The organism is Paenibacillus sp. Soil766 (genome assembly GCF_001428105.1).
Taxonomy (GTDB): domain Bacteria; phylum Bacillota; class Bacilli; order Paenibacillales; family NBRC-103111; genus Paenibacillus_E.
This window is the reverse complement of record NZ_LMSJ01000018.1, coordinates 116,974-142,945: the sequence shown is the minus strand read 5'-3', so window position 1 is coordinate 142,945 and position 25,972 is coordinate 116,974. Positions and strand designations below refer to the sequence as shown.

The 25,972-nt window shown below is 49.9% G+C and carries 23 protein-coding genes and 1 rRNA gene; 23 read left to right on the top strand and 1 reads right to left on the bottom strand.

All coding sequences use genetic code 11. From position 1 onward, the window contains the following. The 19 genes from rrf to ASG89_RS15100 all read left to right on the top strand — a co-directional run. Nucleotides 1-97, top strand: a 5S ribosomal RNA gene (gene rrf / locus ASG89_RS15190); the annotation flags it as partial. A gap of 255 nt (nucleotides 98-352) precedes the next feature. Further along, nucleotides 353-943 (top strand): chromate transporter, encoded by a 591-nt coding sequence (locus ASG89_RS15185; RefSeq protein ID WP_057311551.1) that lies wholly within the window; start codon nucleotides 353-355, stop codon nucleotides 941-943. Continuing rightward, a complete protein-coding gene (locus ASG89_RS15180; protein WP_057311550.1) occupies nucleotides 940-1,476 on the top strand; it encodes a chromate transporter in 537 nt (178 codons plus the stop codon). The genes ASG89_RS15185 and ASG89_RS15180 overlap by 4 nt, the downstream gene beginning before the upstream one ends. 309 nt (nucleotides 1,477-1,785) lie before the next feature. Then, nucleotides 1,786-3,291, top strand: a complete 1,506-nt coding sequence (locus ASG89_RS15175; protein WP_057311561.1) for an ABC transporter ATP-binding protein — start codon at nucleotides 1,786-1,788, stop codon at nucleotides 3,289-3,291. Further along, nucleotides 3,288-4,409: an ABC transporter permease gene (locus ASG89_RS15170; protein ID WP_057311549.1), complete on the top strand. Its 1,122-nt coding sequence runs from the start codon at nucleotides 3,288-3,290 to the stop codon at nucleotides 4,407-4,409. Before ASG89_RS15175 ends, ASG89_RS15170 begins: the two co-directional genes overlap by 4 nt. A 105-nt stretch (nucleotides 4,410-4,514) precedes the next feature. Continuing rightward, entirely contained in the window at nucleotides 4,515-5,444 is a 930-nt protein-coding gene (locus tag ASG89_RS15165; RefSeq protein WP_057311548.1) for an ABC transporter permease, read from the top strand. A 314-nt stretch (nucleotides 5,445-5,758) separates the two neighbouring features. Further along, nucleotides 5,759-7,264, top strand: coding sequence for a factor-independent urate hydroxylase (gene pucL / locus ASG89_RS15160; RefSeq protein ID WP_235549771.1), 1,506 nt, complete (start codon nucleotides 5,759-5,761; stop codon nucleotides 7,262-7,264). Further along, nucleotides 7,261-7,617 carry a hydroxyisourate hydrolase gene (uraH, locus tag ASG89_RS15155; RefSeq protein ID WP_057311547.1) on the top strand — a complete coding sequence of 119 codons (357 nt, stop codon included), beginning with the start codon at nucleotides 7,261-7,263 and terminating at the stop codon, nucleotides 7,615-7,617. Before pucL ends, uraH begins: the two co-directional genes overlap by 4 nt. Before the next feature lie 57 nt (nucleotides 7,618-7,674). Then, nucleotides 7,675-9,066 carry an allantoinase AllB gene (gene allB, locus ASG89_RS15150; RefSeq protein ID WP_057311546.1) on the top strand — a complete coding sequence of 464 codons (1,392 nt, stop codon included), beginning with the start codon at nucleotides 7,675-7,677 and terminating at the stop codon, nucleotides 9,064-9,066. Further along, nucleotides 9,059-10,351, top strand: a complete 1,293-nt coding sequence (locus ASG89_RS15145) for a Zn-dependent hydrolase (protein WP_057311545.1) — start codon at nucleotides 9,059-9,061, stop codon at nucleotides 10,349-10,351. The genes allB and ASG89_RS15145 overlap by 8 nt, the downstream gene beginning before the upstream one ends. After that, a complete protein-coding gene (locus ASG89_RS15140; protein WP_057311544.1) occupies nucleotides 10,338-11,573 on the top strand; it encodes a pyridoxal-phosphate-dependent aminotransferase family protein in 1,236 nt (411 codons plus the stop codon). Before ASG89_RS15145 ends, ASG89_RS15140 begins: the two co-directional genes overlap by 14 nt. 2 nt (nucleotides 11,574-11,575) lie before the next feature. Continuing rightward, nucleotides 11,576-13,171 (top strand): gamma-glutamyltransferase, encoded by a 1,596-nt coding sequence (ggt, locus tag ASG89_RS15135; protein WP_057311543.1) that lies wholly within the window; start codon nucleotides 11,576-11,578, stop codon nucleotides 13,169-13,171. Nucleotides 13,172-13,257: 86 nt separating this feature from the next. Next, nucleotides 13,258-14,274 (top strand): XdhC family protein, encoded by a 1,017-nt coding sequence (locus tag ASG89_RS15130; protein WP_057311542.1) that lies wholly within the window; start codon nucleotides 13,258-13,260, stop codon nucleotides 14,272-14,274. A gap of 26 nt (nucleotides 14,275-14,300) precedes the next feature. Next, the gene (locus tag ASG89_RS15125) at nucleotides 14,301-15,023 is read left to right on the top strand and encodes an NTP transferase domain-containing protein (RefSeq protein WP_057311541.1); all 723 of its coding nucleotides are present in this window, start codon (nucleotides 14,301-14,303) and stop codon (nucleotides 15,021-15,023) included. A gap of 247 nt (nucleotides 15,024-15,270) precedes the next feature. Then, nucleotides 15,271-16,260, top strand: a complete 990-nt coding sequence (locus ASG89_RS15120; protein WP_057311540.1) for an FAD binding domain-containing protein — start codon at nucleotides 15,271-15,273, stop codon at nucleotides 16,258-16,260. Continuing rightward, complete coding sequence (gene pucD, locus ASG89_RS15115) at nucleotides 16,250-18,547, top strand: xanthine dehydrogenase subunit D (protein ID WP_057311539.1); 2,298 nt, start codon at nucleotides 16,250-16,252, stop codon at nucleotides 18,545-18,547. The genes ASG89_RS15120 and pucD overlap by 11 nt, the downstream gene beginning before the upstream one ends. Next, complete coding sequence (locus ASG89_RS15110) at nucleotides 18,540-19,025, top strand: (2Fe-2S)-binding protein (RefSeq protein WP_057311538.1); 486 nt, start codon at nucleotides 18,540-18,542, stop codon at nucleotides 19,023-19,025. Before pucD ends, ASG89_RS15110 begins: the two co-directional genes overlap by 8 nt. A gap of 5 nt (nucleotides 19,026-19,030) precedes the next feature. Beyond that, complete coding sequence (locus ASG89_RS15105; protein WP_057311537.1) at nucleotides 19,031-20,158, top strand: BMP family ABC transporter substrate-binding protein; 1,128 nt, start codon at nucleotides 19,031-19,033, stop codon at nucleotides 20,156-20,158. A gap of 22 nt (nucleotides 20,159-20,180) precedes the next feature. Then, nucleotides 20,181-21,158 (top strand): aromatic ring-hydroxylating oxygenase subunit alpha, encoded by a 978-nt coding sequence (locus ASG89_RS15100; protein WP_057311536.1) that lies wholly within the window; start codon nucleotides 20,181-20,183, stop codon nucleotides 21,156-21,158. 126 nt (nucleotides 21,159-21,284) lie between these two features. Here the strand turns inward: ASG89_RS15100 and ASG89_RS15095 are convergent, their stop codons facing one another. Next, a complete protein-coding gene (locus tag ASG89_RS15095; protein WP_057311535.1) occupies nucleotides 21,285-21,485 on the bottom strand; it encodes a hypothetical protein in 201 nt (66 codons plus the stop codon). 76 nt (nucleotides 21,486-21,561) lie between these two features. Here ASG89_RS15095 and ASG89_RS15090 point away from each other — a divergent pair, with 76 nt between their 5' ends. The 4 genes from ASG89_RS15090 to ASG89_RS37690 all read left to right on the top strand — a co-directional run bounded on the left by ASG89_RS15090 (nucleotide 21,562) and on the right by ASG89_RS37690 (nucleotide 25,939). Further along, a complete protein-coding gene (locus tag ASG89_RS15090) occupies nucleotides 21,562-23,868 on the top strand; it encodes an ATP-binding protein (protein WP_057311534.1) in 2,307 nt (768 codons plus the stop codon). Continuing rightward, nucleotides 23,865-24,497, top strand: a complete 633-nt coding sequence (locus ASG89_RS15085; protein ID WP_057311533.1) for a response regulator transcription factor — start codon at nucleotides 23,865-23,867, stop codon at nucleotides 24,495-24,497. Before ASG89_RS15090 ends, ASG89_RS15085 begins: the two co-directional genes overlap by 4 nt. A 15-nt stretch (nucleotides 24,498-24,512) precedes the next feature. Next, nucleotides 24,513-25,451, top strand: coding sequence for a polyprenyl synthetase family protein (locus tag ASG89_RS15080; RefSeq protein ID WP_057311532.1), 939 nt, complete (start codon nucleotides 24,513-24,515; stop codon nucleotides 25,449-25,451). 320 nt (nucleotides 25,452-25,771) lie between these two features. After that, nucleotides 25,772-25,939 carry a hypothetical protein gene (locus tag ASG89_RS37690; RefSeq protein ID WP_235549770.1) on the top strand — a complete coding sequence of 56 codons (168 nt, stop codon included), beginning with the start codon at nucleotides 25,772-25,774 and terminating at the stop codon, nucleotides 25,937-25,939. Nucleotides 25,940-25,972: the final 33 nt, after the last annotated feature.

Genomic DNA, 25,972 nt, shown 5'->3' with positions numbered 1-25,972 from the left:
GGATCCACGCGTTCCCATCTCGAACACGACCGTTAAGCCTTCCAGCGTCGATGGTACTTGAACCGCAGGGTTCTGGGAGAGTAGAACGTTGCCAAGCATAAAAATGAGCCTTACTTGGAGAAATCCCGGTAAGGCTCTTTTTTGCATGGGATAGTTGACCAAACCCTGATTGACATAGGATTAGTCAAGGGAACACTGGCGAAAGCATCAAGCCAAGTCCCAAGAATTTTAAAGAAATTTCGTTATTTTCACAAAAATATAAGGAGAATCCTAATATTGGCGTCATTTTATAATACAATAAGGTTTAGTTTACTTTTTAGGTGAAGCAGCGATGGAATGGGAGTGATACATAGTGGAGAACGCCTATGTTCAGATAGGGACGGCGATGTTCCGGACGGGGATTTTGGGATATGGCGGCGGGCCGTCGATTGTGCCATTAATTCGGTATGAAGCGGTAACGCGTTTTAAATGGATGAGGGATGAGGAGTTTATGGAGGTGCTCGCGATTGCGAACACGCTGCCGGGACCGATTGCAACGAAGTTAGCAGGTTACCTAGGGTATCGGCTGAAAGGCGGATGGGGGGCGCTGCTCGGCGTTTTGGCACATATTTTGCCTACTTGCGTAGCGATGGTAGGGTTGTATTCGTTTATTACGTTTTTCAGTACGTCGCAAGTGATCAAGGGGATGATTGCAGCAGTGGTTCCGATTGTCGCGGTCATGTTAGGCGTGATGGCGTATGAGTTTGGCGAGAAAGCGATCAAAGGACTAGGATGGCCGTCGGGGGTTACCTTTTTCATCGTATCGTTCCTACTCTTACAAACCTTTTCGGTGCACCCCGCTATCGTCATATTCATGTTCCTCCTCTATGGAGCCTTTCATCACAAGCTAAAGGACAAGTGGACGAAGAGCAAGAAGATGCTGGGCAAAGGTGATGGCGTATGATGGATTGGTGGCATTTGTTCGTTAGTTTCTTTCTTGCTAATGTGTTCGGCTATGGCGGCGGACCTTCGTCCATTCCGCTGATGTTCCAAGAGATCGTGACGAATCACAGCTGGATGAACAGCAGTGAGTTCTCTAATATGTTGGCGCTGGGGAACGCTCTGCCGGGGCCGATCGCGACGAAAATCGCCGCTTACGTCGGCTACCAAATCGCTGGCTGGATCGGTGTGCTTATCGCGGTAGCGGCAACGGTCGTTCCGGCGGTTGTTGCGCTGATTATTTTGCTGAATATTTTGCAGAAATACAAGCAATCCCCTGTGATTAAAGGCATGACGCTGCTTGTGCAGCCCGTTATTGCGATTATGATGGTGCTGGTTACCTGGAGCAGCTTGGTGGAGTCAACGAAAGTCATCGGGTATTTGCAGTTTTTTGGGATCGCGGCGGTGGCGTTTTATTTGATTCAAATTCGTAAGATACATCCTGCTTTTGTAATTCTTGCAGGGTTCGTATATGGTGGGGTTTTTCTGTCTACGTAATTATATCTGACATAAATTTGGCGCAAAGCACAAAGCTTGCGCTTCTTTTCGTTATGACACCAAATTTGGTGTTATGTTTGTTGACGTTCAAGAATAGTGGGCCGTATAGTGATGATAGAGGGATAAACGTAACAGATCGACCATATCGTTGTCATGAAACAGCAAATCCCTAGTTGGGATTTGCTGTTTGTTGTATCAGGGTGAGAGTAGTGGGGAGATGCTGTTTTGTTCTATCGAGTGAGTGGATATTGTCTAACGGAATGAGGAGGTCGGGGGCTTGTGCGTACGCTAGAGAAGGATGCTGTCGAGATGGTCCAAATCGTCAAGCAGTTCGGTTCCGTGCTGGCGAATGATGAGGTGGATTTCCGAGCTAGGTCTGGGGAGATCCATGCGCTGCTAGGTGAAAATGGTGCTGGCAAAAGCACGATGATGTGCATGCTGTCCGGCGTATACCGGCCGACGAGCGGAGAGATTTACATACATGGCGAGCAGGTGCGCATTCGCTCACCGAAGGATGCGATGAAGCTGGGGATCGGCATGGTGTTTCAGAACTTCCGCCTCGTGCAGACCCTGACGGCTGCGGAGAATATTGTGCTTGGGGAAGCTGGCTCTTTTTGGCGCGGACCCGGCTGGTTGTCGAAGAAATCGGAGGAAATTGAGGCGATTTCGAAGCACTTTGGGCTGCTGTTTCCCGTAGATCGGCCCATCTGGCAGCTATCTGTTGGCGAGCAGCAGCGAGTGGAAATTGTAAAGACGCTCTATCGGGGAGCGGATTTTATTATTCTAGATGAGCCAACATCGGTGTTGACACCGGGAGAGGTGGATCAGCTTTTTGAGACGCTGGACCGAATGAAGAAGGAAGGCAAAACGGTCATAATGACGACGCATAAGCTCAAAGAGGTGATGTTCGCGGCGGATCATATCTCGGTCATGCGCAAGGGCAAGATGATAGAGACGATGGCGAAATCCGATACGAGCGAACGCGAGCTGGCGCAGTTGATGGTTGGCAAGGAGCGGCTGGACAGCCGCGCACCGCGGATAGCGAGAGCGATCGGCAAGCCAATGCTCACGGTGAAAGGTCTTGATGTCTATGCGGACCACGGACGCAAGGTGCTGGATGGGCTTCATTTTGAAGTAAATAAAGGTGAGATTGTTGGTGTGGCTGGGGTCTCCGGGAACGGGCAGAAGGAGCTGGCAGAAGTGCTGACGGGGCTGCGCGCGTGGAAGCAGGGGGAAGTGCTTTTTGATGGGAAGGTTATGCGGGGTGGTTCCGTACGGACGGCGATTGAACTTGGGATCGGGCATGTGCCGGAGAATCGAATGCGGAGTGGTCTGGCTGGCAGTTTGGACTCGGTGGATAATCTGTTGTTCAAAACGTACCGTTCCTCGGAACGCTCGCGGTTCGGTTTGCTGCGGACAGGGAGCAATCGGAGTTGGTCTCAGAGGTTAGTTGAGATGTTCGATGTGAAAACGTCGGGAATTGATTCGCCAGTTCAATTCATGTCAGGAGGGAATCAGCAGAAGCTGCTCCTTGCTAGGGAGATTGATCAAGGTCCGAAGCTTATGATTGCGGTGCATCCGACACAGGGGCTTGATGTGGGTGCATCGGAGGGTGTGTATCAGCTGCTGGAGGATTTGCGAAGCAAGGGACGCTCCGTTTTGCTGATTTCGGAGGATTTGGATGAGGTGATGCAGCTAGCTGACCGAATTCTGGTCATGTACGACGGGCGCATTGTCGGGACTATGCCGAGGGAAGCGGCGAGCCGCGAGCACATCGGTATGCTGATGGCGGGCTCGGAGGAGGATGTGGGATGAGTGAACAACGAACAGCAGGTAGCATTCCCATCGAAAATAAAGTGCCCAAGCGCGGAGCAGGGTTCCGCTTGCCGTATCGCTTGGAAATCGATCCCGCAGGGGCGAACAGTTCTTGGTGGGTTACAATCATCGCTATTGTATTGGCGTTGGTGGCTTGTGGGATTTTTATCGCGTTGAATGGGATGAATCCGTTCATGGTCTACGGCAAAATGGTGAAGGGAGCCTTCGGCTCCACCTTTGGATTGACGGAAACGCTAGTGAAGGCGATTCCTCTGCTCCTTTGCGGGCTGGGGGTGTCTATTGCTTACCGCATCTCCGTGTGGAACATTGGGGCGGAAGGTCAATTCGTGGCAGGGGCGATGGCGGCGACGGCGATTACGGTGTATTTGCCACATCTGCCGATGTACCTCTCGATTCCAGCTATGATGGTCGCGGGCATCGTGGCCGGCGGATTCTGGGGATTGCTGACTGCGTTACCGCGGAACTATTTTCAGGTAAACGAACTCATTACCTCGTTGATGCTAAACTATGTGGCGTTGCTCGCGCTGAACTATGTGGTTTTCGGACCGTGGAAGGATCCCAAAGGGTTCAATTTCCCAGGGTCTCCGATGTTCACAGTTACGCAGTCCTTACCGACTTTTGGTACGACGCGGCTTCATGTGGGGTTGATTTTTGCCATTATCGCTGTGCTGATCTATGCCTTCGTTGTGCGATATACGCGGTGGGGTTATGAGCTGAGGTTGATCGGTGCCAATAGTGAAGCGGCTAAAAATGCGGGCATTCGTATGTCCAGACATGTCCTGCTGGTGATGGTGATTAGCGGCGGATTGGCTGGGCTTGCTGGCATGGGGGAAGTATCTGGGGTGGCGCACCGTCTCATGTATGGGATCTCCCCCGGGTATGGGTACACGGCTATTATTGTGGCTTGGCTAGCGAAGCTGAATCCGATTGGGCTTGTGGTTGCTTCGGTGCTCTTCGGTGGACTCATTGTAGGTGGTTACAGTGTGCAAACGATTGGGCTTCCCTCGTCGATTTCCTCGATGATTCAAGGGGCGATTCTGTTCTTTCTCATTGCTGGGGGGATGGCAGGGAAATTTCGTATTCGTCGGAATAACTGAGGGAGCTGAGGGGGATACGGATCGACGTGAGGAATGTTGGGAGTCGGGGAAAAAGTAACTTTAGTTCATGGTGTTAATGAACGGTTAGAAAAGGGGGTGTAAGAGATGGATACGATCACACAAATCATTGTTTCGGCGATCTCTTCGGGTACACCGCTGCTTTTGGCCGTATTGGGCGGCATCTTGATCGAAAGGTCCGGTATCATGCAGCTTGGCGCTGAAGGCTTGATGTTAATGGGGGCGGTGACTTCGTGCCTCATTTTCATACATACGGGAAGTTTAGTATTAGCTATTCTATGCATGCTCGCGGTGAGTGGGGTACTCGGGATACTCCATGGATTTCTATGCGTGACGCTGCATGCGAATCAAGTTGTTTGCGGGTTAGCGATGACGATATTCGGCTCGGGGCTTAGCGCGTATTTAGGGAAGCCGGTGAGCGGTCAGCCACTTGTGGGTACGGTGCCGAAACTTGATATGCCGTGGCTGGAACCCGTGCCGGTGATTGGCAGTATTTTTGCCCATTTGGATTTATTTACATGGTTAAGCTTCGTTCTGGTGTTGGCTATGCACTTGTTCATCCATCGCACTTCGTGGGGGCTTCATCTTCGTGCAGTCGGGGATAATCCGGCTACGGCGGACGTCATGGGGATACCTGTGATCGCAATTCGCTACGGCTGTATTATTGTAGGCTCGATGTTGATCGGGCTTGGTGGGGCAGATTTGCTGCTGGTATATACACCCACATGGAACGAGGGGATGACCTCAGGACGCGGTTGGATTGCGGTGGCGCTCATTATTTTTGCGAGATGGAATCCAATTCGTGCCCTCGTGTGCGCGTACTTCTTCGGTGTGTTAGATAGTCTGGGGTTCCGTGTACAGCTGATCGGCAGCCATATTCCTTCTTATTTCCTGAAAATGATTCCGTACGTCGTCACCATTCTGGTGCTGATGTTCCTCGGTTGGCGGAATAAGAATAAGCCATCCGGTGCGCCTGAGGCGCTTGGTGTGCCATATATACGTGAGCAGAGATTTTAGTTTATTGGGGAAAACTGGGGCGTGAAATAGGGAAACCACCGGGATGTTTGTTGTCCTGGTGGCTTTTTTGCATGGGTTGGAAATTATGGAAGCCGTCCCATCGGAGGGCTGGGTAGGAAAGTCAACTAGTTGTGGAGCCGACAAGAGGTTCGCTTAATGCGGATATGGACGAGGCAGGGATACCGAACTGCCCGCCTTTTTAGCAAAAATACAAAAAAAGTTAACGATGTTATGAAAGATTACAAACTTCTTTCATATAAATTGACCCATAGGGATGTCGCAATTACAATGAAACAAATCTTGGAAAAGAATGCATGAAATTTAAGGCGAGAATCGAGGTGTTCGGGGCTATGCGGATCACACGGAAGCAAGTCAATGAGATGAGTCAAGCAGCGTTCATTCTAGCGTTTGGGCCGCTGTTTGAGCACTCGCCTTGGGTGGCTGAAAGGGCGTCGGGCTCGCGGCCGTTCGCTAAAATTAAGGACATGATTAGCGCACTTGAACAAGAGATCGAGCGAGCTAGCCGTGAAGAACACCTTGCGCTGCTTCGGGCCCATCCCGATCTGGGTACACGCGTGCGAATGACGAATCACTCGGTCCAGGAGCAGTCGGGTGCCGGTTTCAACCAGTTAACCGCTGAAGAATACGAACAGTTCCTTTCTTTAAATAAACAATACACGGAGCGATTCCAGTTCCCTTTTATCATGGCGGTGAAGGGGCAGACCAAAGACACCATTCGCGAGGCGTTACGTCACAGGATCCAAGGCCAGCCGGATGTAGAGCTGCGTACCGCATTGCAAGAGGTTTGCAAAATCGGGCGTTTCCGTCTAGCAGATATCGTGATGAATGAAACGGAGGAGAAGGCGATGGAACAAGCTAAAGGCGCAGAGAGAATCATGTACTACGGAAAAGGTGATGTCTGGGTCTATCGTTCCTATGCCAAGCCGCTAACGAATATTACGCTGATTCCGGAATCGGGTTTCACAGGGCGGGATAATGTGCTGTTCGGCATGAACATTAAGGTAGCTGTGAGCGGTGAGAAGCTTTTTACATCGTTTAGCGAGGGAGACAATACGAATGTTGTGGCGACGGATTCGATGAAGAACTTCATACTGCGCAAAGCAGGCGAGTATGAAGGTTCCACGGCAGAAGGGTTTTTGGCTTTCGCGAGCAGACGCTTTCTAGAGAAGTATCCTTGGATGACGGGGATCAAAATGAGTGCGGATCAGGTGGCATTTGAAACGCTGCCAGTACCCGGTGCAAATGGCCTCGAAGCAGGAAATTTGGTGTATCGCTACTCACAAAATGAACACCCAACCGCATTCGTGGAACTCGTTCGAGTTGCTGACGATATCGTCCTCGCAGATCACACGGCAGGCATAGCTGATCTAAAGCTGATCAAAGTCAAAGGAAGCTCGTTCGCTGGTTTCGTTCGCGATGAGTATACAACACTGCCAGAATCGTCGGATCGCCCGCTGTTTATATTCCTAGACATCGCATGGGTCTATGAATCAGCTGATGATGCTTTCGATGCCGATCTAGGGCGCTACGTAGCCGCTGAGCAAATCCGTGATATTGCGCATACGGTATTTCATGAGCAGCATTCGCCATCGATCCAAAACCTCATCTATCGCATCGGGCAACGTTCGTTACTGCGTTTTCCACAGCTCCAAGAAATTCGTTTCGAGTCCAACAATCGAACGTGGGAAACGATTCTAGAGAAGGTTTCCGTAGGTGAAGGCAAAGTGTTTACAGAGCCTAGACCGCCGTATGGTTTCCAAGGATTTTCGATGACAAAGCGTGATCTGGAGGGCCTATGAGTGTAGGAATCACATCGCACGTTCTGGATATTAGCAGCGGTCGACCAGCAGCAGGTGTGAGGATCGATTTGTTTCGGCTGCAAGAGGGGCGACTAGAGATGCTTCGCTCCGGCATTACGAATACAGATGGCAGATTACCAGGGCCTATGCTGAGCGGGGATGATTTTGCAAAGGGGACGTATGAGCTTCTCTTTCATGTAGGTGACTATTTCAGAGGGAATGGTGTGGAGCTTCAAGAGCCGGCTTTTCTGGATCAGGTGCCGATTCGTTTCGGTGTGGCGAATACCGTTTCCCACTATCATGTTCCCTTATTAATTGCACCTTGGGGGTATAACACGTATCGCGGGAGTTAGTGCGGTGAGTCAACGTTAGTTGAGTAAACAGAGAGCCTCGAGGGAGGGTTTCGTAGGATGAATCGATTGGATCTAATCATTCGCAAAGGGACTGTGGTCCTGCAAGATGAGTGTCGACAGCTAGACATCGGGATACGAAACGGCAAAATTGCAGCACTAGGCGAAAACCTCGCCTTCTCGGAGCAAACACCTGTTTATGACGCAGATGGCTTAACGATCCTGCCAGGCATGATTGATGCGCATGTTCATTTCAATGAACCTGCTCTTGGCCATTGGGAAGGGTTCGTCACAGGCTCAGCCTCGCTAGCTGCTGGTGGATGCACAACCTACATCGATATGCCGCTCAATGGTGTTCCGCCTACTGTGCGGCTCCGTGCTTTGGAGCTGAAATTGAAAGCAGCCGAAGGGCAATCCCATGTTGATTATGCTCTGTGGGGAGGTCTCGTGCCTGGCAACATAGGTGAACTGGAGGCACTGGCGCAAGCTGGTGTGATTGGTTTCAAAGCCTTTATGTCGTGCCCGGGCGGAGAGGGTGAAGATATCTTCATGGAAGTGGACGATGAAACGTTAGTTAACGGCATGAAGGAAATTGCTCGCTTAGGTCGAGTGCTAGCTCTTCATGCGGAGAGCGAGGAAATCGTCTCTAAGCTTGCTGCGGAAGCTATGCAAGCAGGCAAACGCAGCGCACTAGATTTCATCGCGACACGGCCGATTGCTGCTGAACTCGAAGCTGTGAACCGTGCATTGGGCTATGCGAAGCAGACAGGCTGTAAGCTGCACTTCGTACATATCTCATCGGCAGAAGCCGTGCAGGTCATTACGGAGGCGAAGGCACAGGGGATGGACGTTACCGTGGAAACGTGTCCTCATTATTTGACGCTAACGGATGTTGAGGTCGAGCGCCTCGGACCCCTTGCGAAATGTGCGCCACCGATCCGCACGGCTGAAGATCAGGCTCGCTTGTGGGAAGAGCTGAGGGCAGGTCGGTTCGACATCATCGCCTCGGATCATTCCCCGTCACCCAAGCACATGAAGCAGGGGGATTTCTTCGCCGCATGGGGCGGCATTTCGGGAGCGCAAAGCTCGCTTGAGCTCATGCTGCACGAAGGCCATCTCCGCCGAGGGATTGCACTGACCGAGCTCGCTCGTATGCTAGCGCTTGAGCCAGCTAAGCGCTTCGGCTTATATCCCCGCAAAGGGGAAATAGCGATAGGGGCTGACGCGGATCTAGCTGTGGTGGATTTGGCAGCAAGCTATACACTGCAAGAGAGCGACTTGCTTTATCGCCATAAGCAAAGTCCTTATGTGGGCAAATTATTTGGCTGCAGCGTGAAGGCAACTTTCCTGCGAGGCGTTAAGGTATACGAACGAGGCGTGGGTGTTGGAGCAGCGTTAGAGGGAGCTTGGCTGCGTCACAGTGCATCGATTGGAGGCGGGCTAGATGGCTAAAACGAATGGGCACCCACAGGAAGAGTTGCTAGCTCAATATGGGGAGCGTATGCTGCTCGCTTTAGACTGGTTGGCGACCTTCGGCTCCGATCCGGAAGGCGGTGTTACCCGACTTTTGTATGCAGAGCCCTGGCTCAAAGCGCAACTCGCGTTGATAGACCATATGCAAAGCATGGGGCTCAAGGCAGATTTTGATGAAATTGGCAATGTGTACGGCAAATTGCAAGGATCGGACCGGGCGCTCAAGCCGATGCTTACAGGTTCACATATTGATACCGTCAAAAACGGTGGAAAATACGATGGTGCTTACGGTGTCATCGCATCGATGATGGCGCTTGGCTATTTGAAGGCCGTATACGGGGCACCGAAACGGACCTTGGAGATGGTCTCCTTTTGCGAGGAAGAGGGGAGTCGGTTTCCATTGGCCTATTGGGGCTCCGGTCATGTGACAGGGGTACTTTCCTTAGCTGAAGGCGCAGGCCTTGTTGACCCAGAAGGTGTGACGTTACTCGAGGCGATGGAGCGCGCGGGCTTTGAAATCAATCAGAGCCGGCTCCATCCAGCGAAACGTGATGATATAGGCGGATATATTGAAATTCATATCGAGCAAGGGGCAGTTCTAGAGTTTAAAGAGAAGCAGATTGGCGTTGTAACAGCCATTGTTGGCCAAATTCGAATGACTGTCATCGTTACGGGAATACCCAATCATGCGGGAACGACCCCGATGACGATGCGCAAAGATGCCTTAGCTGCTGTCGCCGAAATGGTTGCGCTGACAGAGAAGATGGCCCTTGCGGAAGGTGAGCCGTTGGTAGCCACAGTTGGACGATTAGAAGTGAAGCGTGGGACATCGAATGTCGTACCAGGCGAAGTCGAGTTTACCTTAGATATTAGGCATACTGACGAACGGAAGATAGAGGCTTTTCGTGCGGAATTACTAGCGCTGTTTATGGAAATCGCCGTACGAAGAGAACTTCATATAGATACAGTTGAACATCTAAATGCATTACCCGTGGCCATGGATAGCGGGATATCGGCAGAAATTGAAGCGGCATGCGACTTCTATGGCTATGAGCATATACGGATGCCAAGCGGGGCGGGACACGACGCGCAGCTTTTCGGGTCGATTTGCCCGTCGGCTATGATTTTTGTGCCAAGTCGGGCAGGCATCAGTCATAGTCCCAAAGAGTACACGAAGCCGGAGGATCTTATTGTCGGTTTTCAGACACTCGTTCATGTGTTATATCAATACGGTTACGGGGGGAAAGCAGATGAAAACCTATAAAGATTTATCACCCTCGCTTCGAACGATTATGACCCCGGGACCTGTTGAGGTTGACCCAAGGGTGCTGCGCGCGATGTCGTATCCCATTCTGGGGCAGTTCGATCCGGAGTTTACCGAGCTAATGAATGAAACGATGGAGATGCTTCGTGAGGTGTTTCAAACGAACAATCAATGGGCGTTTCCGATCGATGGGACTTCCCGTTCTGGTATAGAGGCAGTGCTGGTTAGTATCATCGAGCCAGGGGATAAAGTGCTCGTCCCGATTTACGGACGATTTGGAAATTTACTGGTAGAAATTTCCGAGCGTTGCGGGGCTGAAGTGGTGATTATTGAGCAGGAATGGGGAGCTGTGTTTGATCCCATTGACATTATGTCAGCCATCACGCGGGAGAAGCCAGCCATCGTTGCGATGGTTCACGGTGAGACATCGACAGGCTGCATCCAAAAGCTCGATGGGATTGGGGCAGCTTGCCGAGCAGTGGACGCCCTTCTCGTCGTGGATGCTGTAGCCACGATTGGCGGTGTTCCTGTCAAAACCGATGAATGGCTGCTGGATGCGGTGATTGGCGGCACGCAGAAATGTTTATCTGTGCCATCAGGTATGTCGCCGATTACGTACAACGATCGTGTGGAAGCGAAAGTCATGCGGCGTAAAACGATCGAACGGGGATTGCGGGAGAAAGGAGCTCCTATCGCGGCGGTTAAAGCCGTGGCGAGTAATTATTTTGATCTCGGCATGCTGCAGGATTACTGGAGTCCAAAACGGTTGAACCACCATACGGAGGCCACGACGATGCTGTATGCACTACGTGAGGGATTACGCATTGTTTTGCAGGAGGGACTGGAAGAGCGCTTCTTGCGTCACAAGCGTCACGAAGAAGCGTTGGTCGCTGGTCTGCAAGCGATGGGGTTGACGCTTTACGGCGATCCCCTGTGCAAGCTGCCAGTCGTCACCTGTATACGGATTCCCAGCGCCGTCGATGGAGAAGCTGTACGCGCGATGCTGTTGAACAGCTTCGGCATTGAAATCGCGTCCTCCTTCGGCCCGTTGAAGGGACAGATTTGGCGCATCGGCACGATGGGTTTTAGCTGTAATCAGAAAAATGTGCTTCATGTCCTTGGGGCGCTCGAAGCAACACTGCATTGGTATGGTGTGGATATATCTGTAGGGAAGGCGCTGCAAGCTGCATTAGCGGTGTATGCTCTTGAACGGGAGGAATAATCATGTTAAACATCATGCCACGAGCAGAGCGAGCCATGATTGCTACTCCACATTATTTGGCTAGTTCAGTGGGGAGTGCGATTTTACAGCAAGGTGGCAATGCCTTTGATGCCGCCATTGCCATTAGCGCGACCTTGGGGGTCGTTTATCCGCATATGACGGGGATCGGCGGAGATGCTTTTTTCCTCATGCATGAAGCGGCAACGGGTGCTTATACCGGATTTAATGGAAGCGGAAAGTCAGCTGCGAAGGCGACGCCTGAATTTTATAACGAGCAAGGGATGGATGGGATTCCACAGCGCGGCATTTTAAGCGCAATTACAGTTCCGGGTATGGTGGATGCTTGGTGGCAAGTGTGGAAAAAGCACGGCAAGCTCCCTTGGGCGAAATTATTGGATGCCGCCATTGGCTATGCGGAAAAAGGGTTCCCGATTTCCCGTAACTTACTGTTCTGGATGCGTAAGGATGAGCCATTCATTCGAGCTTCTGTGCAGCTAAGTGCTTTGTATATGCGAGATGGCGAGCTTATGAAGGAAGGCGATCGGCTGATTCAGTCTGACATGGCAAGAACACTGCGTTTCATCCAGCAAGAAGGCAGAGATGTATTCTATTCAGGCTCACTCATGCGGACCATTGTGGATAACGTGGAGCTGGATGGTGGGTTGTTGCAGGAGGAGGATTTCCGCAGCTTCGCTGGCGAATGGGTAGATCTCCTATCGACGACGTACCGTGGATACGACATTTATCAAATGCCGCCGAACTCGCAAGGGTTCACAGCGCTCATGATGATGAACATGTTAGAACAGGTTGATATGTCAGCTGTGCCTAGAGCATCGGCGAACTTTTACCATCTGATGTCGGAAGTGATCAAGAAGGCGTTCAAAGATCGCGATCGTTATTTAACGGATCCCCATTTTCGCGAGATACCGCTTCAAAGATTGTTGTCAAAATCATATGCGCAGGAGCTTTGGAGTGAGATTCAGGCGAATCCATTAAAGGTTAGTGAACATCATTCGCCAGCGATTGGTCAAGACACCGCCTATGCGGCCGTTGTTGATGAAGAGGGGAATTCGGTTTCTTTTATCCAAAGTCTCTATTTCGATTTCGGTGCAGCTTACGTTCCTGGCGATACAGGCATTATTATGCAAAATCGGGGCTCGTTCTTCTCGCTTGATCGTGCCTGTGCGAACGTGTTGGAGCCGCGTAAAAGATCGTTCCACACGTTAATGCCCGCGATGGTAAGTAAAGCAGGTAAGCCTTATATGCTGTTCGGCACGCAAGGTGGAGAAGGACAGCCACAGACGCAGCTATCGATACTCACGGGGGTATTGGATTACGGTTTATCGATTCAGGAAGCTATTTCGTTGCCACGTTGGGTATATGGACGTACTTGGGGAGAAGATGGGGACGCGCTGAAGTTGGAGCATCGGCTTGAGCCCGAAGTATATACCAAACTCAAGCGATGGGGGCATCGCGTGGAGCTCGTGAAGGCTTGGGACGGCATCATGGGGCAGGCGCAGGGCATTATCATTGATGAGAAGGGCTTTATGAGTGGGGCGGCGGATCCGCGTGGTGATGGGTTGGCGATTGGCTGGTAGCAAGGGATAGAGCCGGGAATCAAGAGGGCGTGAAATGAAAGGGATAAGTTTAAGCTAGCATCTATAACAAGAAGGAGCGATGAGCGATGGAGGCTTATGACATTCTGCAAGCTGTGGAAAGTGATACGGGGGCACGTGTAATAGCGACAGTGATTCATGTGGAAGGCCACGCTTATCGCAAGCAAGGAGCCCTTATGCTGTTGATGGCAGATGGAAGCACGGTGGGGAGCATTTCTCCAGGATGTCTGGAAGGTGATCTAGCTGCATACGTGCCAGGCGTATGGGAATCGCAAAAGCCGCAAATGGTCGAATACGACATGAGGCCTGCCGATGACTTCGGTTGGGGTGAAACGATTGGCTGCGGCGGATTGATCCGGATTCTCCTAGAGCCTATTGCTGGAGAGCTGCTGGTTAATCTGCTGGTCGTGAAGGACAGATTGGATCATGGTGAGGCTGTGGAGCTCATTCGCACCTATACCGATGGGTATTTGGATATTAGGTATGCGCTGAGGGGATCAGGTATAGAGGAGGATGGACTTTCTGCAACTTCTGCTGTGAGGGAGCCGTTTCGCTTTGTGACGAGTACGCAGTTTATGCCAAAACCAAGAGTCATCGTGTTCGGTGCGAATTGGGATGCGGTCCCGCTCGTACAAATGGCTGCAAGCAGCGGCTTTCGTGTGGTTGTTGCGGACTGGCGTGAATCGTTCTGTAACGCAGATCGGTTCCCAGGGGTAGAAACGATGGTCGCTTTTCCAGAGACATTAGTCGAGAAGCTTGCACTGAATGAGCGAGACTACGTCGTGATCATGAGTCATCAGTTCGAGAAGGATACCACCTTCCTCCGAGGCATATTGGCTTATCACCTACACTATCTCGGCATTATGGGTTCCAAGGAGCGTACGTTGAATATGCTGGAAGGTTTAGAACGCCCTGACTGGCTGCATGCGCCAATCGGCTTAAGCATCGGCTCGGAAGGCGCGTTCGAGAATGCGATCAGCATTGTGGCTGAGTTGATTGCGGTCAAACGGGGTAAATATGGAGCGGGTGCGTGGTCATCGCCTGTTGCTCATGGACGGGTTGTGGGTAGCTTCTGCTCATGGTGAAGTCGGTCGGGGAGAGGGGGGAGCTGATGAAACCAGAGGGATCTGTGGGACAAGAGAAGACAGTGAAACCGGAGAAGTTGGTGGAAATAAGAAAGCTGGTGAGGTCAGGGAAGGAACGTATGGTTGGCGTCTACTTGGCGGCAGGAAGCAGTCGGCGCATGGGGATCGCGAAGCAGTCCCTCGAGTTGGCGGAAGGTATGAGCCTCGGAGGTATAGCACTATCGAAGGCTCTTGCCTGCCCGAAGTTAGAGCAGGTGATTATCGTTGTGCGCGAAGGCGATACGTTGATGTGGTTGCCGGAAGAGGCTCGTCATGAGATCGAGAGTGGGAGATGCCGAATAGTGGTGTGTCCAGAAGCTAGTTTGGGCATGGCACACTCGCTTCGCACGGGTATGCAAACGGCACAGGAGCTCGAGGCGGATGGTGCTATGATTATGCTGGCTGATCAGCCATTCATCGAGGCAGCTATGTTGGATCGGCTGATTGATGCTTACAGGGCGGGAGCGGAGTACGATTATGTTGCTAGCGGTGATAAGGGGATCCCGAAGCCGCCAGTCATTCTAGGGAGCGGAATGTGGTCAGCTATCGCTTCTTTGGAAGGTGATGCAGGTGCGCGGATACTGTTTCATTTGCCTGCATTTCGCGGGCAGATCATCGAGGCGGCAGAGCTGACATTTATGGATATTGATACCGTCCAGCGATATGAAGAGGCAAAAACGATCTACAAGAACCCGCATGTGTTAGGTTAAATAACATAATATTAGTTATGGAGTGCATCGATACGAATGATGCGCTATTTTTTTATGTAAAAAAACAAAATGATGTTATGTTAGTTGACGTTAATTTCGAATATTGTTTATAGTAGATTTAATTTATCGGATCGATTGAAGAACGTTGGCGAATGCAAGGAAGCAAAGTGAAAGACGAATGAGGTAGGGGCTGCGGAATATGGCGACTGCTCATTCACCATTCAGAATCTCTGAGGAGGGTTGAATTATGTCAGTACCAATAATGCATCAGCTCCCTGAGCAGCAGCCTTCTGTATGGCAGCCAACAAGTGTGGAGGAAGCGATTCAATTGAAGCACAAATGGGGCAAAGATGCAGTAATTGTTGCTGGAGGTACTTGGCTTCGCACACGCTGGGAGAATGGGCTCGCCCAGATGCCGCAGCATTTCATAAGTCTTGGAAGAATTCTTGCACTATCGGGATTAACGGTTAATTCCCAAGGTCAAGTTCATATAGGTCCTGCCCTAAGCATTGCAGATTTGATGAAAAATGAGCTGGTTCAGCAGAAATGCGGGCTTCTCGTGCAAGCCTGTTCGGAGATTGCAGCCCCTTCGATTCGGAACTTAGCCTCGATCGGAGGCAATGTGATGACACGTACAGGAGATCTGATTCCTGCACTGCTTGTGATGGATGCACAAATACAATGTACAGCCGGACAGAATGAGCGGACGATTGCGTTGAAGGATTGGCTGGCTGCTCCATTAGGTGCTCATGACGAGATCATAACGGGGATAATCGTGCAGACAGGTGGAGAGGGAAGTCTTGAAGGTATGAAGAACACCGCTAAGAACCCTGAAGATGCGAAGACGACTGATAGGCTGCTAGATGCTGTAAAAGAAAAGGAGATCATCCATGAGTTCTATCTCAAGGTTGGCCGCAGAGAGGCATTTACGCCATCGGTCGTCACGGTCGCGGGGAGACTTTCCCTGCGGGCAGATGGAGCTGTTGCTGAAATCGCCCTCGCAGCAGGTGGAGGTAACGCGGTTGGTGCGAGGTTTTCAGTTCTGGAAGCGGAAATGATTGGAAAGCCTTTATCGAAGGCAGTATTGCAGACTCTGCACAAAGACGTTATGGCGGATTTCAACGCGGTGGCGGATGATTATGCCGGGGTTGCTTATCGCAAACAGACGGCAGCGAATTTGATCATTTCGGAGTGTTTCAAAGTTTGGCGTAAAGGAGGCGGAGCTTATGCTCCTTAATCGTAATGCGAAGAAATGGATCATAAGACCCGATGGTAAGGAGAAAGTGACAGGCGAGCTCCGTTATCTCACCGATTTAACTGCTCCTGGCATGCTGCACGGTAAGGTGTTACGGAGTCAATATCCGCATGCTTGGATCCTTGCCATCGATACAACGAAAGCCAAACAAATACCTGGCGTACGCGTGGTCTTAACAGCTGCAGACGTACCAGGGTTGAATTTATTCGGGATTGCTTTTCCGCATCAGCCAGTGTTTTGTCAGGATCGCGTTCGCTATATCGGGGATGCGTTGGCATCCATAGCTGCAGATACAGAGGAAATTGCCGAATACGCATTAAGCCTTATTGAGGTCGAGTATGAGCCGCTTCCACTTGTAGATAATCCAGAAACAGCGCTGGAAGCGGGTACGATTATGCTGCATCCCGAAGGGAATCTGCTGCATCAAACCTCCTTACAGCATGGGGACACGAATATCGAGGAAGTGTTCGAAACGTGTGCACATGTCGTTGAGGAGACCTATGTGACACCTCGCCAAATGCATACCTATATAGAAACGGAAGGCGGTCTCTTCATTCCAGAAGCTGATGGCCGGCTGACCGTTTACTCACCGACCCAACATGGCTATAAAGATCGTTTCCAGCTTGCGCGAATTCTTGGCATCCCAGAAGAGCAAATCAGAGTCGTCTCCAGCCCGATTGGCGGTTCGTTCGGCGGGAAGGATGAGCTCAATGTGCAGCCTTTCGGTGCATTGATGGCGCGAAAGACAGGCAAGTCGATCAAAATGCACAATTCCCGTCGTGAATCCGTGATCTCCGGTATTAAACGTCATCCGATGCGGATCATGATGAAAACCGGCACAGATGTGCACGGAAAGCTTATCGCGCATCAGGTTCGCATCCTTGCCGATACAGGGGCGTACGCGACACTGGGCTGCGAGGTGTTGAATTTTGCAACCGAGCATGCGATTGGACCTTACACGATCTCGCATCTCGACGTAGAAGGCAAGAGCGTCTACACGAATAACGGTGTATCCGGTGAGTTTCGGGGCTTTGGCGGCAATCAGGTGATTTTTGCGGTGGAGAGTCAAATGGAACGACTAGCCGAGAAGCTCGGCATGGATGCGTGGGAGCTGCGTAAGCGCAACTTGCGCCAGCCCACCGATCCTGGCCCGATGGGCCAGCCCATCGTGGCGACCGAAGGCGCCGCTCAGGTGTGGGCGAAGGCGCAGGAGTCACCGCTCTGGGCAAAGCGCAAGCGCTACGCCCAGCAGCCGGCCGCTGCTGCGCCAGAGCCTTGGCTGCGCCGAGGCGTCGGCGCTGCGCTGGTGATGCACGGTGCCGGGCTCGGCTTCGGCATCCCCGATCATTCCGGCGGCCGTATCGAGCTTACGCCGGAGGGCAAGATCCAGGCCTCCTTCGGCTTCGAGGAGTTCGGCCAAGGGCTCTATGCAGCACTCACGTTGATGCTGCAGGACTGCTTCGGCTGCGCCGCTGATGACATTCGCATCGTCATCGGCGATACCGACCGCGTGCCCAGCAGCGGTTCGAGTACGGCCTCCCGCGCCACCACGATGATGTGGCGCGCGCTCCAGCGGCTGAAGCCAGCCTTCGTGCTGGCGCTGCTGGAGCAGGCTTCACTGCTCTGCGGCGTTCCGGCCGCAGAGCTCGCAACCGGCGCAGGCGGGATTCATCACAAGGGTGATGAATTCGGGGAGCCGGTTGTCACGTATGCGGAGGTCGCTGCGGCAGCAGCTACGCCGATCCTCGCGCATACGGAGTTCAACTACCCGACGACGCCGGAAGGGCGGGTCGGGGCGCACTACCTGTACTCGTATGCAGCGGCGATTGTAGAGGTGGAAGTCAACACGCTAACCGGTCGGGTTAAGGTGCTGCAGACGGATCATGTCATCGCCGCAGGGCCAGTCATTAATCCGATGGGTTATTTGGGACAAATCGAAGGCGGCAGCGTGATGGCGTTAGGCTACACATTGACTGAAGATGCTGTCATGAAGGATAGCAAATATGTCAGGCATAATCTCGACACCTACCTCGTCCCTACTTTCAGCGACAGCCCGCTGCGTATTCAAGTTGAAGCGATTGAAGAGCTGCCGGAGGGAGATACATTTGGCCCTCGCGGTGTTGGCGAAATCGGTTCTGTCGGCTTGGCTCCTGCAATTACAGCGGCAGTTAGACAAGCGACAGGCATTTGGGTAAATAAGTTGCCCATATCGCCAGAAGACATCGTGCAATCCATCGATTGGTTAGAAGGGGTGGAGGCCAGTGATTGATACATCTTTTGTGCTAAATTGCTCCATAAACGGGAAGGCAGTGGACATTCCAGCCCCTGCATCCAAACGGATGTCAGCGATTTTGCGAGAGGACCTGGGGATGACCGGTACCAAGGTATCTTGTGAAATTGGGCGCTGCGGTGCTTGCATGATTCTGCTTGACGGTCAACCTGTGAATTCCTGTTTACTGATGGCTTATCAAGCATCGGGTAAGGAGCTCACGACCATAGAGGGAATTTCGGCAGGTGAAGAGCTGCATCCGATTGGGCAAGCGATGTTAGAGGAGGGGGGATTGCAGTGCGGCTACTGTACTGCCGGCATGGTTATCACCTTAACCGCGTTGTGGGAGACGAACCCTGCTCCAACGAGGGCTGAGGCGGAGAAGGCACTGTGCGGGAATATTTGCAGGTGCACAGGGTATGAGGGGATTTTCAGGGCAGTAGAGAAATGCGGATTGTCCATAAAAAGAGAGGGGTAGAAGCCATGAGAAAAATCATACTGTCTGTAACAGCCATCTTGTTAGTTATGTTAAGTGCCTGCTCCACGAGCACGACAACAAGTTCAACGACGGCACCAGCTTCCACCACTCCGGGATCTACGGCAGCAACAACAGAGAAGAAGTTGCCAAAAGTTGCTTTTGTCTATATCGGCGTTCCGGGGGATGGTGGTTGGACGTTCGAGCATGATCAAGGCCGATTAATGATGGAGAAAGAACTGGGAATTAAAGCGACGACGGTTGAAAATATCCCGGAGGGACCTGATGCTGAGCGTGTATTCGAAGAGTTGGCTCAGAAAAATGATATTATTTTCGGAACCTCCTTCGGGTATATGGATCCCATGGTGGCGGTAGCGGCGAAGCATCCGAATGTGAAATTCCTGCACGCTACGGGCTATAAAACAGCGCCAAACCTAGGCACGTACATGGGACGTGAATATCAGAGTGCTTACCTGGTCGGTATGGCTGCAGGAAAAATGACCAAAAACAACCATATGGGCTATGTTGGAGCTTTCCCGATTCCAGAAGTCATTTATACCATTAATGCTTTTACGTTGGGTGCGCAAAGTGTGAATCCCAATATTGATGTCTCCGTGGTGTGGAGTAATACATGGTTCGATCCAGCTACAGAGAAGCAAGCGGCCATTTCATTGCTGGATAAAGGTGTAGACGTGTTGGCAGCGTACCAAGACTCACCGGCAAGTATTCAAGCGGCTGCTGAACGTAAAGTATGGGGGATCGGGAACGATTCCGATATGGGCAGATTCGCACCGGATACGTACATATCGAATCCGAAATGGAACTGGGGCCCTTACTATGTGAAGACGGTGAAAAGCATTATTGACGGCACGTGGAAATCAGAGGCTTACTTCGGCAGTATGAAAGAAGGCATCACGGATATTGCTCCGCTCGGCAAAAATGTGCCAGCTGACGTTAAAGCGCTAGTAGAGAAGAAAAAAGCGGAAATTCTGAACGGAACGTTCGAGGTATTCCAAGGGCCTATCGTGGATCAAGATGGTAAAACCCGTTTCGAATCAGGTAAAAAGATGACTGACGAGGAAATTCTTGGCACGACTTGGTTTGTTAAGGGCATTAAAGGTGTCATACCTAAATAAAGCACAAAGGATGTGACTGGCGATGACAATACAAGATATCGCATTAATTCACGAGTGGCACCCGGTGTTGTTGTCGTCAATGCTCACAGATAAGCCTGAGGCAGTGATTGTACTAGGGGAGAAAGTAGCGGTATTCCGCACCACGCAAGGCGTCCACGCTTTCAAAGACTTATGTATTCATCGGGGTGTGCCACTGTCCCTGGGGAAAGTAAGCGGTGACGAGCTTGTGTGCGCGTACCATGGCTGGTCTTATAATGGCTGCGGTGCGTGTACCAAGATTCCATCTTTACCGAAGGAACAAGCGATACCCTCGAAGGCCAAAGCATTCGTGTACGCATGCGTAGAAGCACATGGTCTGATCTGGGTGTGCTTAGGGACACCGGAGGGACCACTGCCTAAAGTGAGTGCTTATGTGCCAGATGGCTTCAAGGAAGTGTTCATGGGACCCTATACCCTGCAAGCGGCAGGACCTCGCATTATCGAAAATTTCCTCGATGTGTCCCACCTGATGTTCGTGCATGAGGGGCTGCTGGGCGACAGTGAATTTGCTGAAATCAATGATTATCACGTGCTGGAAGAGGATGGTGTTCTACGTTCTGAAGAAATCATTGTCTATCAGCCAGATCCGGATGGAACAGGGCGTGGGGTTAATAGCCGTTATGTGTATGAGGTATTCGGTCCGTTATGTGTAGCTTTTACGAAGAGAAATGATGTGACTGATCATATCTTTCGGCTGTTTCTGATGGTGCTTCCGGTTACGGAGCAGACTAGCGTGGCTTATATGTTGAAGCAAAGGGATTATGCGTATGACGAGCTCGACGAGGTATTCATCCGTTTCCAAGATCGGCTCATCGAGCAGGATCGGATTATGGTTGAGAATCAGAAGCCGGAGCTGCTGCCGCTAGATTTGCAAGCGGAGTTGCACTTGAAGTGCGATCGTTTGAGCATTGCTTACCGCAAACGCCTGCGCGAGTTAGGTGTTACCTTTGGGACGGCCTAACGAGAATTGTTCGGATTTGGGAAGAGTAGTGCCAAGATCATGCATACGAAACAAAAAAAGGAATGTATAATTAGCTTGAGCTAATATGCAATCCTTTTTTTTATTTGGTAAAATAAGACTACTAGACTACCACCAGTAGTAAGAACGAACATTAGCATCTTTGGTTCTTGTTTCGCTAGGAGTTGTAAAAGTCTTAACTAGTGCATCTTTTTCATTCGTTGACAATGACTGAGAAACCATGAAGGAGTAAGTTTGCTTACTCAATTCTGCAAGTTTTGCAAGGCGTACAGACTGTTGTAATGCTGGATTTAGTTGAATAATAGTCATGGATTCAGCTCCTTTTATAAACAATTACTTACAATGTTATATTATACCAAATTAATGGAAATTAGGGGAGAAAAATTTGAGTATAGCAAAGAAACTAATTGTCACTGTTTGTGTTATTTTGTTGATCCTATTACAAATTTGGTGTACCTATATTACCTTTAAATTTCCGGTTAGCGGTATTACTTTAGAATCACCAAAGCCAGGAGAGTGGGTCGTTAGCAGGGTTGAAGCTAATCTCACGAATAACTACATCCAGTTGGGTGATCGGATTGTGGCCATTGACGGTAAGCCTACAGAGGAATCTCTTCCAGCCAAACGCTTTAACGTTGTTGGGAAAGCCAACACGGTTGTCATAGATCGATCGGGTGTGATAGAAACAATCGATTTGCGAACGAGCGATCATTCTGTCTTTGAAATTATTTCACTAATAGAAGAGTTCGTATGTCTGTTCATGTGTGTTCTCTTGCTCGTAAAGGAGAATCGATCTCCTTCGGCACGCTTATTAGCTTTCTCCTTCCTAAGTGCTGCTATGATATTTATGAGTTTAGGTGCATCTACAAGTGGAGATTCGCTAGGCAAGCTGATTATAGCTAGCTCGATGATGGTACTGCCAATCGTATTTCTACATTTTCTTGTTGTGTTTATTAAGGAGAAAGGTGATTTGGAGTTGCCCAAAAGTTACTTCAAATACTTATATGCGATTGCCGCCATCGCTTTTTTATCCAGAAGTTTGTATTTCTTCCCTTCGATGGCTTTCATATATCGTTTGGACGGCACCTTCACCATGGGCTTCTTTATTATCGTTATTTCTTTAAATATCGTACTCTTATCAACGCTTTTCGTTAAAATCAGGAATTTGCAATCACCGCTTACCAGTATTATCAAAAGCGTGTTCTACTCTTTGCTCATTTCCTTTCTGCCGATTATTTGTCTTTCTTTTCTTCCGCAGTTAATTACCGGTGCGTGGATCTTGGATCCGATTTATACGAGCGGGTTGCTGCTCATTTTCCCGATTTCGTTTTCCTACTTGATCGCTTCAGATCAGTTATACGATATTGGTCTTGTCGTGCGTCGCATTGTATTCTCCTGTCTGATGGCGATATTGCCGGTCATTTTGTTTACAGGTGTATTTGCCATTATTTTTCGCGGGGAGACGAGCAGTAAACAGCTGCTATTTATATTCACCGGTGCGCTCTTCCTTGTTTCCATCATGTTGTATGCGGCCGAATATTGGACGACGCGATTAGAGCCCTATTTGTTCCCAAGAAAGTACATATTGAAGTCAGCGCTGAAAAAGATTTCCAAAAATCTAGGAACGATCTCTAGCTTCCGTGATCTGAAGGATATCATCCTTGTGGATATCGTGGGCACGCTGCAAGTGACAGGCGGGGCGATTGTTTTTAGGCATAAGAATGATATTGAAATCATCTGTGAGGGTGAAGTTGATACAGCAGAAATTCAGCGTTTGGTAAACTCTTCGGCCATACTCGATCATCCTTACTACACGTTCATGGAAATGAACTGCAATGAGGAGTATACGAGTTATCTGATCGTGACAAGGAAGAAGACGAACACGCGAATTGCGAAGGAAGAGTGGCAGTGGCTGCAGTTGATTACTTCCTATTTGGAAGTTGGGATGGAGAATGTCTATCTAATACGTAAACTAACGGGGAGACTCCAGCAAATGGTTTCCCATCTCCCGCAGGAAGAACATCTCTGGTTAAGGAAGGTTATGTTCGAACTGCAGGAGGAGGAGCGGGTCCGAATTGCTACGGATCTACATGATACAACGATGCAGGATTTATTTTTCCTTAAGCGAAGGTTAACAACATTGGCTGAGAAACCATCGATACGCCAAGAGGATCGTGAACAGCTGAATAGCATAAACAACTTTGTGGAAATGATCAATGCCAGCTTGCGTCAGAGCTGCTTTGAATTGAATCCTCACTTGTTAAAAGAGGTTGGCTTGAAGCAAACCTTGAAGACGTTCGTTGAGAAGGAATCCTACACGACATCGTTCGATATATCCTTCCGAGCAGAGCAAATTTCCGACATTGAAGGGAAGGATTTATCAGCCAAACGGCATATTTTCCGGATCGTGCAAGAATTACTTAACAACGCTAAGAAGCATTCACAGGCGGCCAATGTTAGCTTCCATTTGTGGGAAGAGGATCACTTCTTTTATTTAAGTTATCGGGATGACGGCGTAGGATTTCATGTGAAGGAAGAGGTTGCTGTAGAAATAGCCGCTTCAGGTATGGGGCTCGCTTATATGAGAAGTCGCGTGCTGCACGTAGGTGGGAGCTTTGAACTAGAGACCGCCGAGGGGGAAGGGACCCATATCTTAATCACAATACCAACTGAGGAAGTGATGACAGCATGAGTGAAATCGTCAAAACATTAGTGGTTGATGACCATCCTTTATTTGCACGGGCGACGAAGACGCTGCTTGATGAAATAGATCGTATTGAGGTAGTTGGCGTTGTTAGCAATGCCAAGGAATGCATGGAGTACGTGAAGCAGCATCAGCCTGGGCTCATATTCCTGGATTATCAGCTTCCTGATCAGACGGGTACAGAGGTTGCCGCACAGCTGAAGCAGCTGTATCCACACATCCATATTGTTATTTTCACCGGCATTGAGTTAGCAGGTATTTACAATAAACTGATTGAAATGAAAGTAAGCGGTGTTCTCTCGAAGGAATCGAGTGAGCGAACGATCAAGAATATGGTGTATTGTATTTTGGATGGATATACGATGATTCCGTTGTCCGTCTTTAATCAGATGCAATTACATGAGGCCGATGCAGGGGAAGAATGTGAGCTGCAAGAGGAAGAAGTTCTCATGATGAACATGCTCGTTAAAGGAGCTACTCACGAACAAATTGCTGAACGAATTTTTATGAGTAAGCGTACGGTTGATAATTATTTGCGTAAAATATATGACAAGTGGGGCGCCAAATCAAGGACAGAGGCTCTGGAGAAGTTTATCAAAAGTAAATATTACACCTGAAAGTAGGCGCTTCACATGCAGGACATTCAGCAGCACATGGCACGGATGATAGATGATTATATGTTTGATGAGGATTTGAAAACGCTGCTGAGATCATGTATGTCAGATAAAGAGACCTCGAGTCTGTCTTGGTCCAGAGTCACGTTGTGCACACATGCTATGCTTGGTGGGGGTTCGCCTGATATCCATCGTCGAGCGGCATTGACGGAGTTGGTTATTCTTATCCTAGATATCGTCGATGATCTACAGGATCAGGATAGCGATAGTAAGCCATGGATGCGCGTTGACACGGCGAGTGCATTGAATGCGGTATTAGCGCTAACGATCGGTGTGATCGGTGAATTGGGCAGGATGAGTGCCAGTGGAACAATGCTGGTCGAAATTAGCAAAATCATTGCTAGGTCAATTAATGGCCAGCATAAAGATGTGATTAATGCGGTTTCCACGGTCGATGAATACTTATGGATGACCCAAGAGAAATCGGGCTCCTTGTTCCGTCTTGCTTGCTTCCTAGGTTATTCCGGTACAGTATGCACAGAAGGAACGATAGAGCAGCTGCATCAGATCGCTGATTGTGTGGGACTTCTCCACCAGATTCAGAATGATGTGCGGGATCTCGTTCGCTATGATGAGAAAAGTGATTTAATGGCGAAGAAGAGAACACTGCCTATCCTGTATCTGCTTTCTATTGAAGGCGAAGGCTTCTCACCAGTGAAGGCGTATTATAAAGGTGAGATCACGGCTGAACTTTTTGCAGAAAAGGAAGACGAAGTGAAACAGTTGATTCAGGACTCCGGCTGCTTGGAGTATGCACGTATCGTTCAATCGGTGTGCGCACAGAAAGCCGAGGAGATCTTGGCAGAGCTGCCGGCGTTATCACCATATAAGGAAGAGTTTCGAACACTCATGTGGGGCGAGTTCATTAAGACGGACGTTGAAGTGGAGCAGGCATAGCGCCTGCTCTTTTCTTGATTTATGGCGAGACGCTCTGTGACATGCTAGATACGAGTAGAGAGGTAGTAGGTGTAGTTGTATTTGTTGGAGCAAGGGTAAGGGATTTTCTTAATATCTCCTGAGCCCCAGGTGAATAAATGGATTTTATGTAGTTAAATATTTGGATTTACCAGTCAAACGCAGATTAGATGGAAAATACACAGTTAAATCTTATGCATTTTTACTGATATAAACCAAATGAGTGATTTTAACTACATATTTTACAGTTAAATCGAGTTTTCGATGAAATTCCTCGGAAATAGCTGTACATTTTCCAGTTAATGCAAATCTCTGGCGAACTAGCCTCTCAAAATCAACAAACTCCTCCAACAACGCCCGAGCGCAGAGCTCTCGAGTACGCATGGGAGAACTGTGTAGGTGCGATGTATCCTAAGTATTACAAAGGTATTCGTGGATATGAGTACAATATTGCTACCTCATCACCATAAAAAAATGACATGGAACACAAAAATGTTGAATTT

Excerpts from the sequence above, each read along its gene's own strand:
- ASG89_RS15180 (WP_057311550.1), top strand. The coding sequence starts at position 940 with ATGATGGATTGGTGGCATTTGTTCGTTAGTTTCTTTCTTGCTAATGTG.
- ASG89_RS15175 (WP_057311561.1), top strand. The coding sequence starts at position 1,786 with ATGGTCCAAATCGTCAAGCAGTTCGGTTCCGTGCTGGCGAATGATGAG.
- ASG89_RS15170 (WP_057311549.1), top strand. The coding sequence starts at position 3,288 with ATGAGTGAACAACGAACAGCAGGTAGCATTCCCATCGAAAATAAAGTG.
- ASG89_RS15165 (WP_057311548.1), top strand. The coding sequence starts at position 4,515 with ATGGATACGATCACACAAATCATTGTTTCGGCGATCTCTTCGGGTACA.
- pucL (WP_235549771.1), top strand. The coding sequence starts at position 5,759 with ATGAAATTTAAGGCGAGAATCGAGGTGTTCGGGGCTATGCGGATCACA.
- uraH (WP_057311547.1), top strand. The coding sequence starts at position 7,261 with ATGAGTGTAGGAATCACATCGCACGTTCTGGATATTAGCAGCGGTCGA.
- allB (WP_057311546.1), top strand. The coding sequence starts at position 7,675 with ATGAATCGATTGGATCTAATCATTCGCAAAGGGACTGTGGTCCTGCAA.
- ASG89_RS15145 (WP_057311545.1), top strand. The coding sequence starts at position 9,059 with ATGGCTAAAACGAATGGGCACCCACAGGAAGAGTTGCTAGCTCAATAT.
- ASG89_RS15140 (WP_057311544.1), top strand. The coding sequence starts at position 10,338 with ATGAAAACCTATAAAGATTTATCACCCTCGCTTCGAACGATTATGACC.
- ggt (WP_057311543.1), top strand. The coding sequence starts at position 11,576 with ATGTTAAACATCATGCCACGAGCAGAGCGAGCCATGATTGCTACTCCA.
- ASG89_RS15130 (WP_057311542.1), top strand. The coding sequence starts at position 13,258 with ATGGAGGCTTATGACATTCTGCAAGCTGTGGAAAGTGATACGGGGGCA.
- ASG89_RS15125 (WP_057311541.1), top strand. The coding sequence starts at position 14,301 with ATGAAACCAGAGGGATCTGTGGGACAAGAGAAGACAGTGAAACCGGAG.
- ASG89_RS15120 (WP_057311540.1), top strand. The coding sequence starts at position 15,271 with ATGTCAGTACCAATAATGCATCAGCTCCCTGAGCAGCAGCCTTCTGTA.
- pucD (WP_057311539.1), top strand. The coding sequence starts at position 16,250 with ATGCTCCTTAATCGTAATGCGAAGAAATGGATCATAAGACCCGATGGT.
- ASG89_RS15105 (WP_057311537.1), top strand. The coding sequence starts at position 19,031 with ATGAGAAAAATCATACTGTCTGTAACAGCCATCTTGTTAGTTATGTTA.
- ASG89_RS15100 (WP_057311536.1), top strand. The coding sequence starts at position 20,181 with ATGACAATACAAGATATCGCATTAATTCACGAGTGGCACCCGGTGTTG.
- ASG89_RS15095 (WP_057311535.1), bottom strand. The coding sequence starts at position 21,485 with ATGACTATTATTCAACTAAATCCAGCATTACAACAGTCTGTACGCCTT.
- ASG89_RS15085 (WP_057311533.1), top strand. The coding sequence starts at position 23,865 with ATGAGTGAAATCGTCAAAACATTAGTGGTTGATGACCATCCTTTATTT.
- ASG89_RS15080 (WP_057311532.1), top strand. The coding sequence starts at position 24,513 with ATGCAGGACATTCAGCAGCACATGGCACGGATGATAGATGATTATATG.
- ASG89_RS37690 (WP_235549770.1), top strand. The coding sequence starts at position 25,772 with ATGCAAATCTCTGGCGAACTAGCCTCTCAAAATCAACAAACTCCTCCA.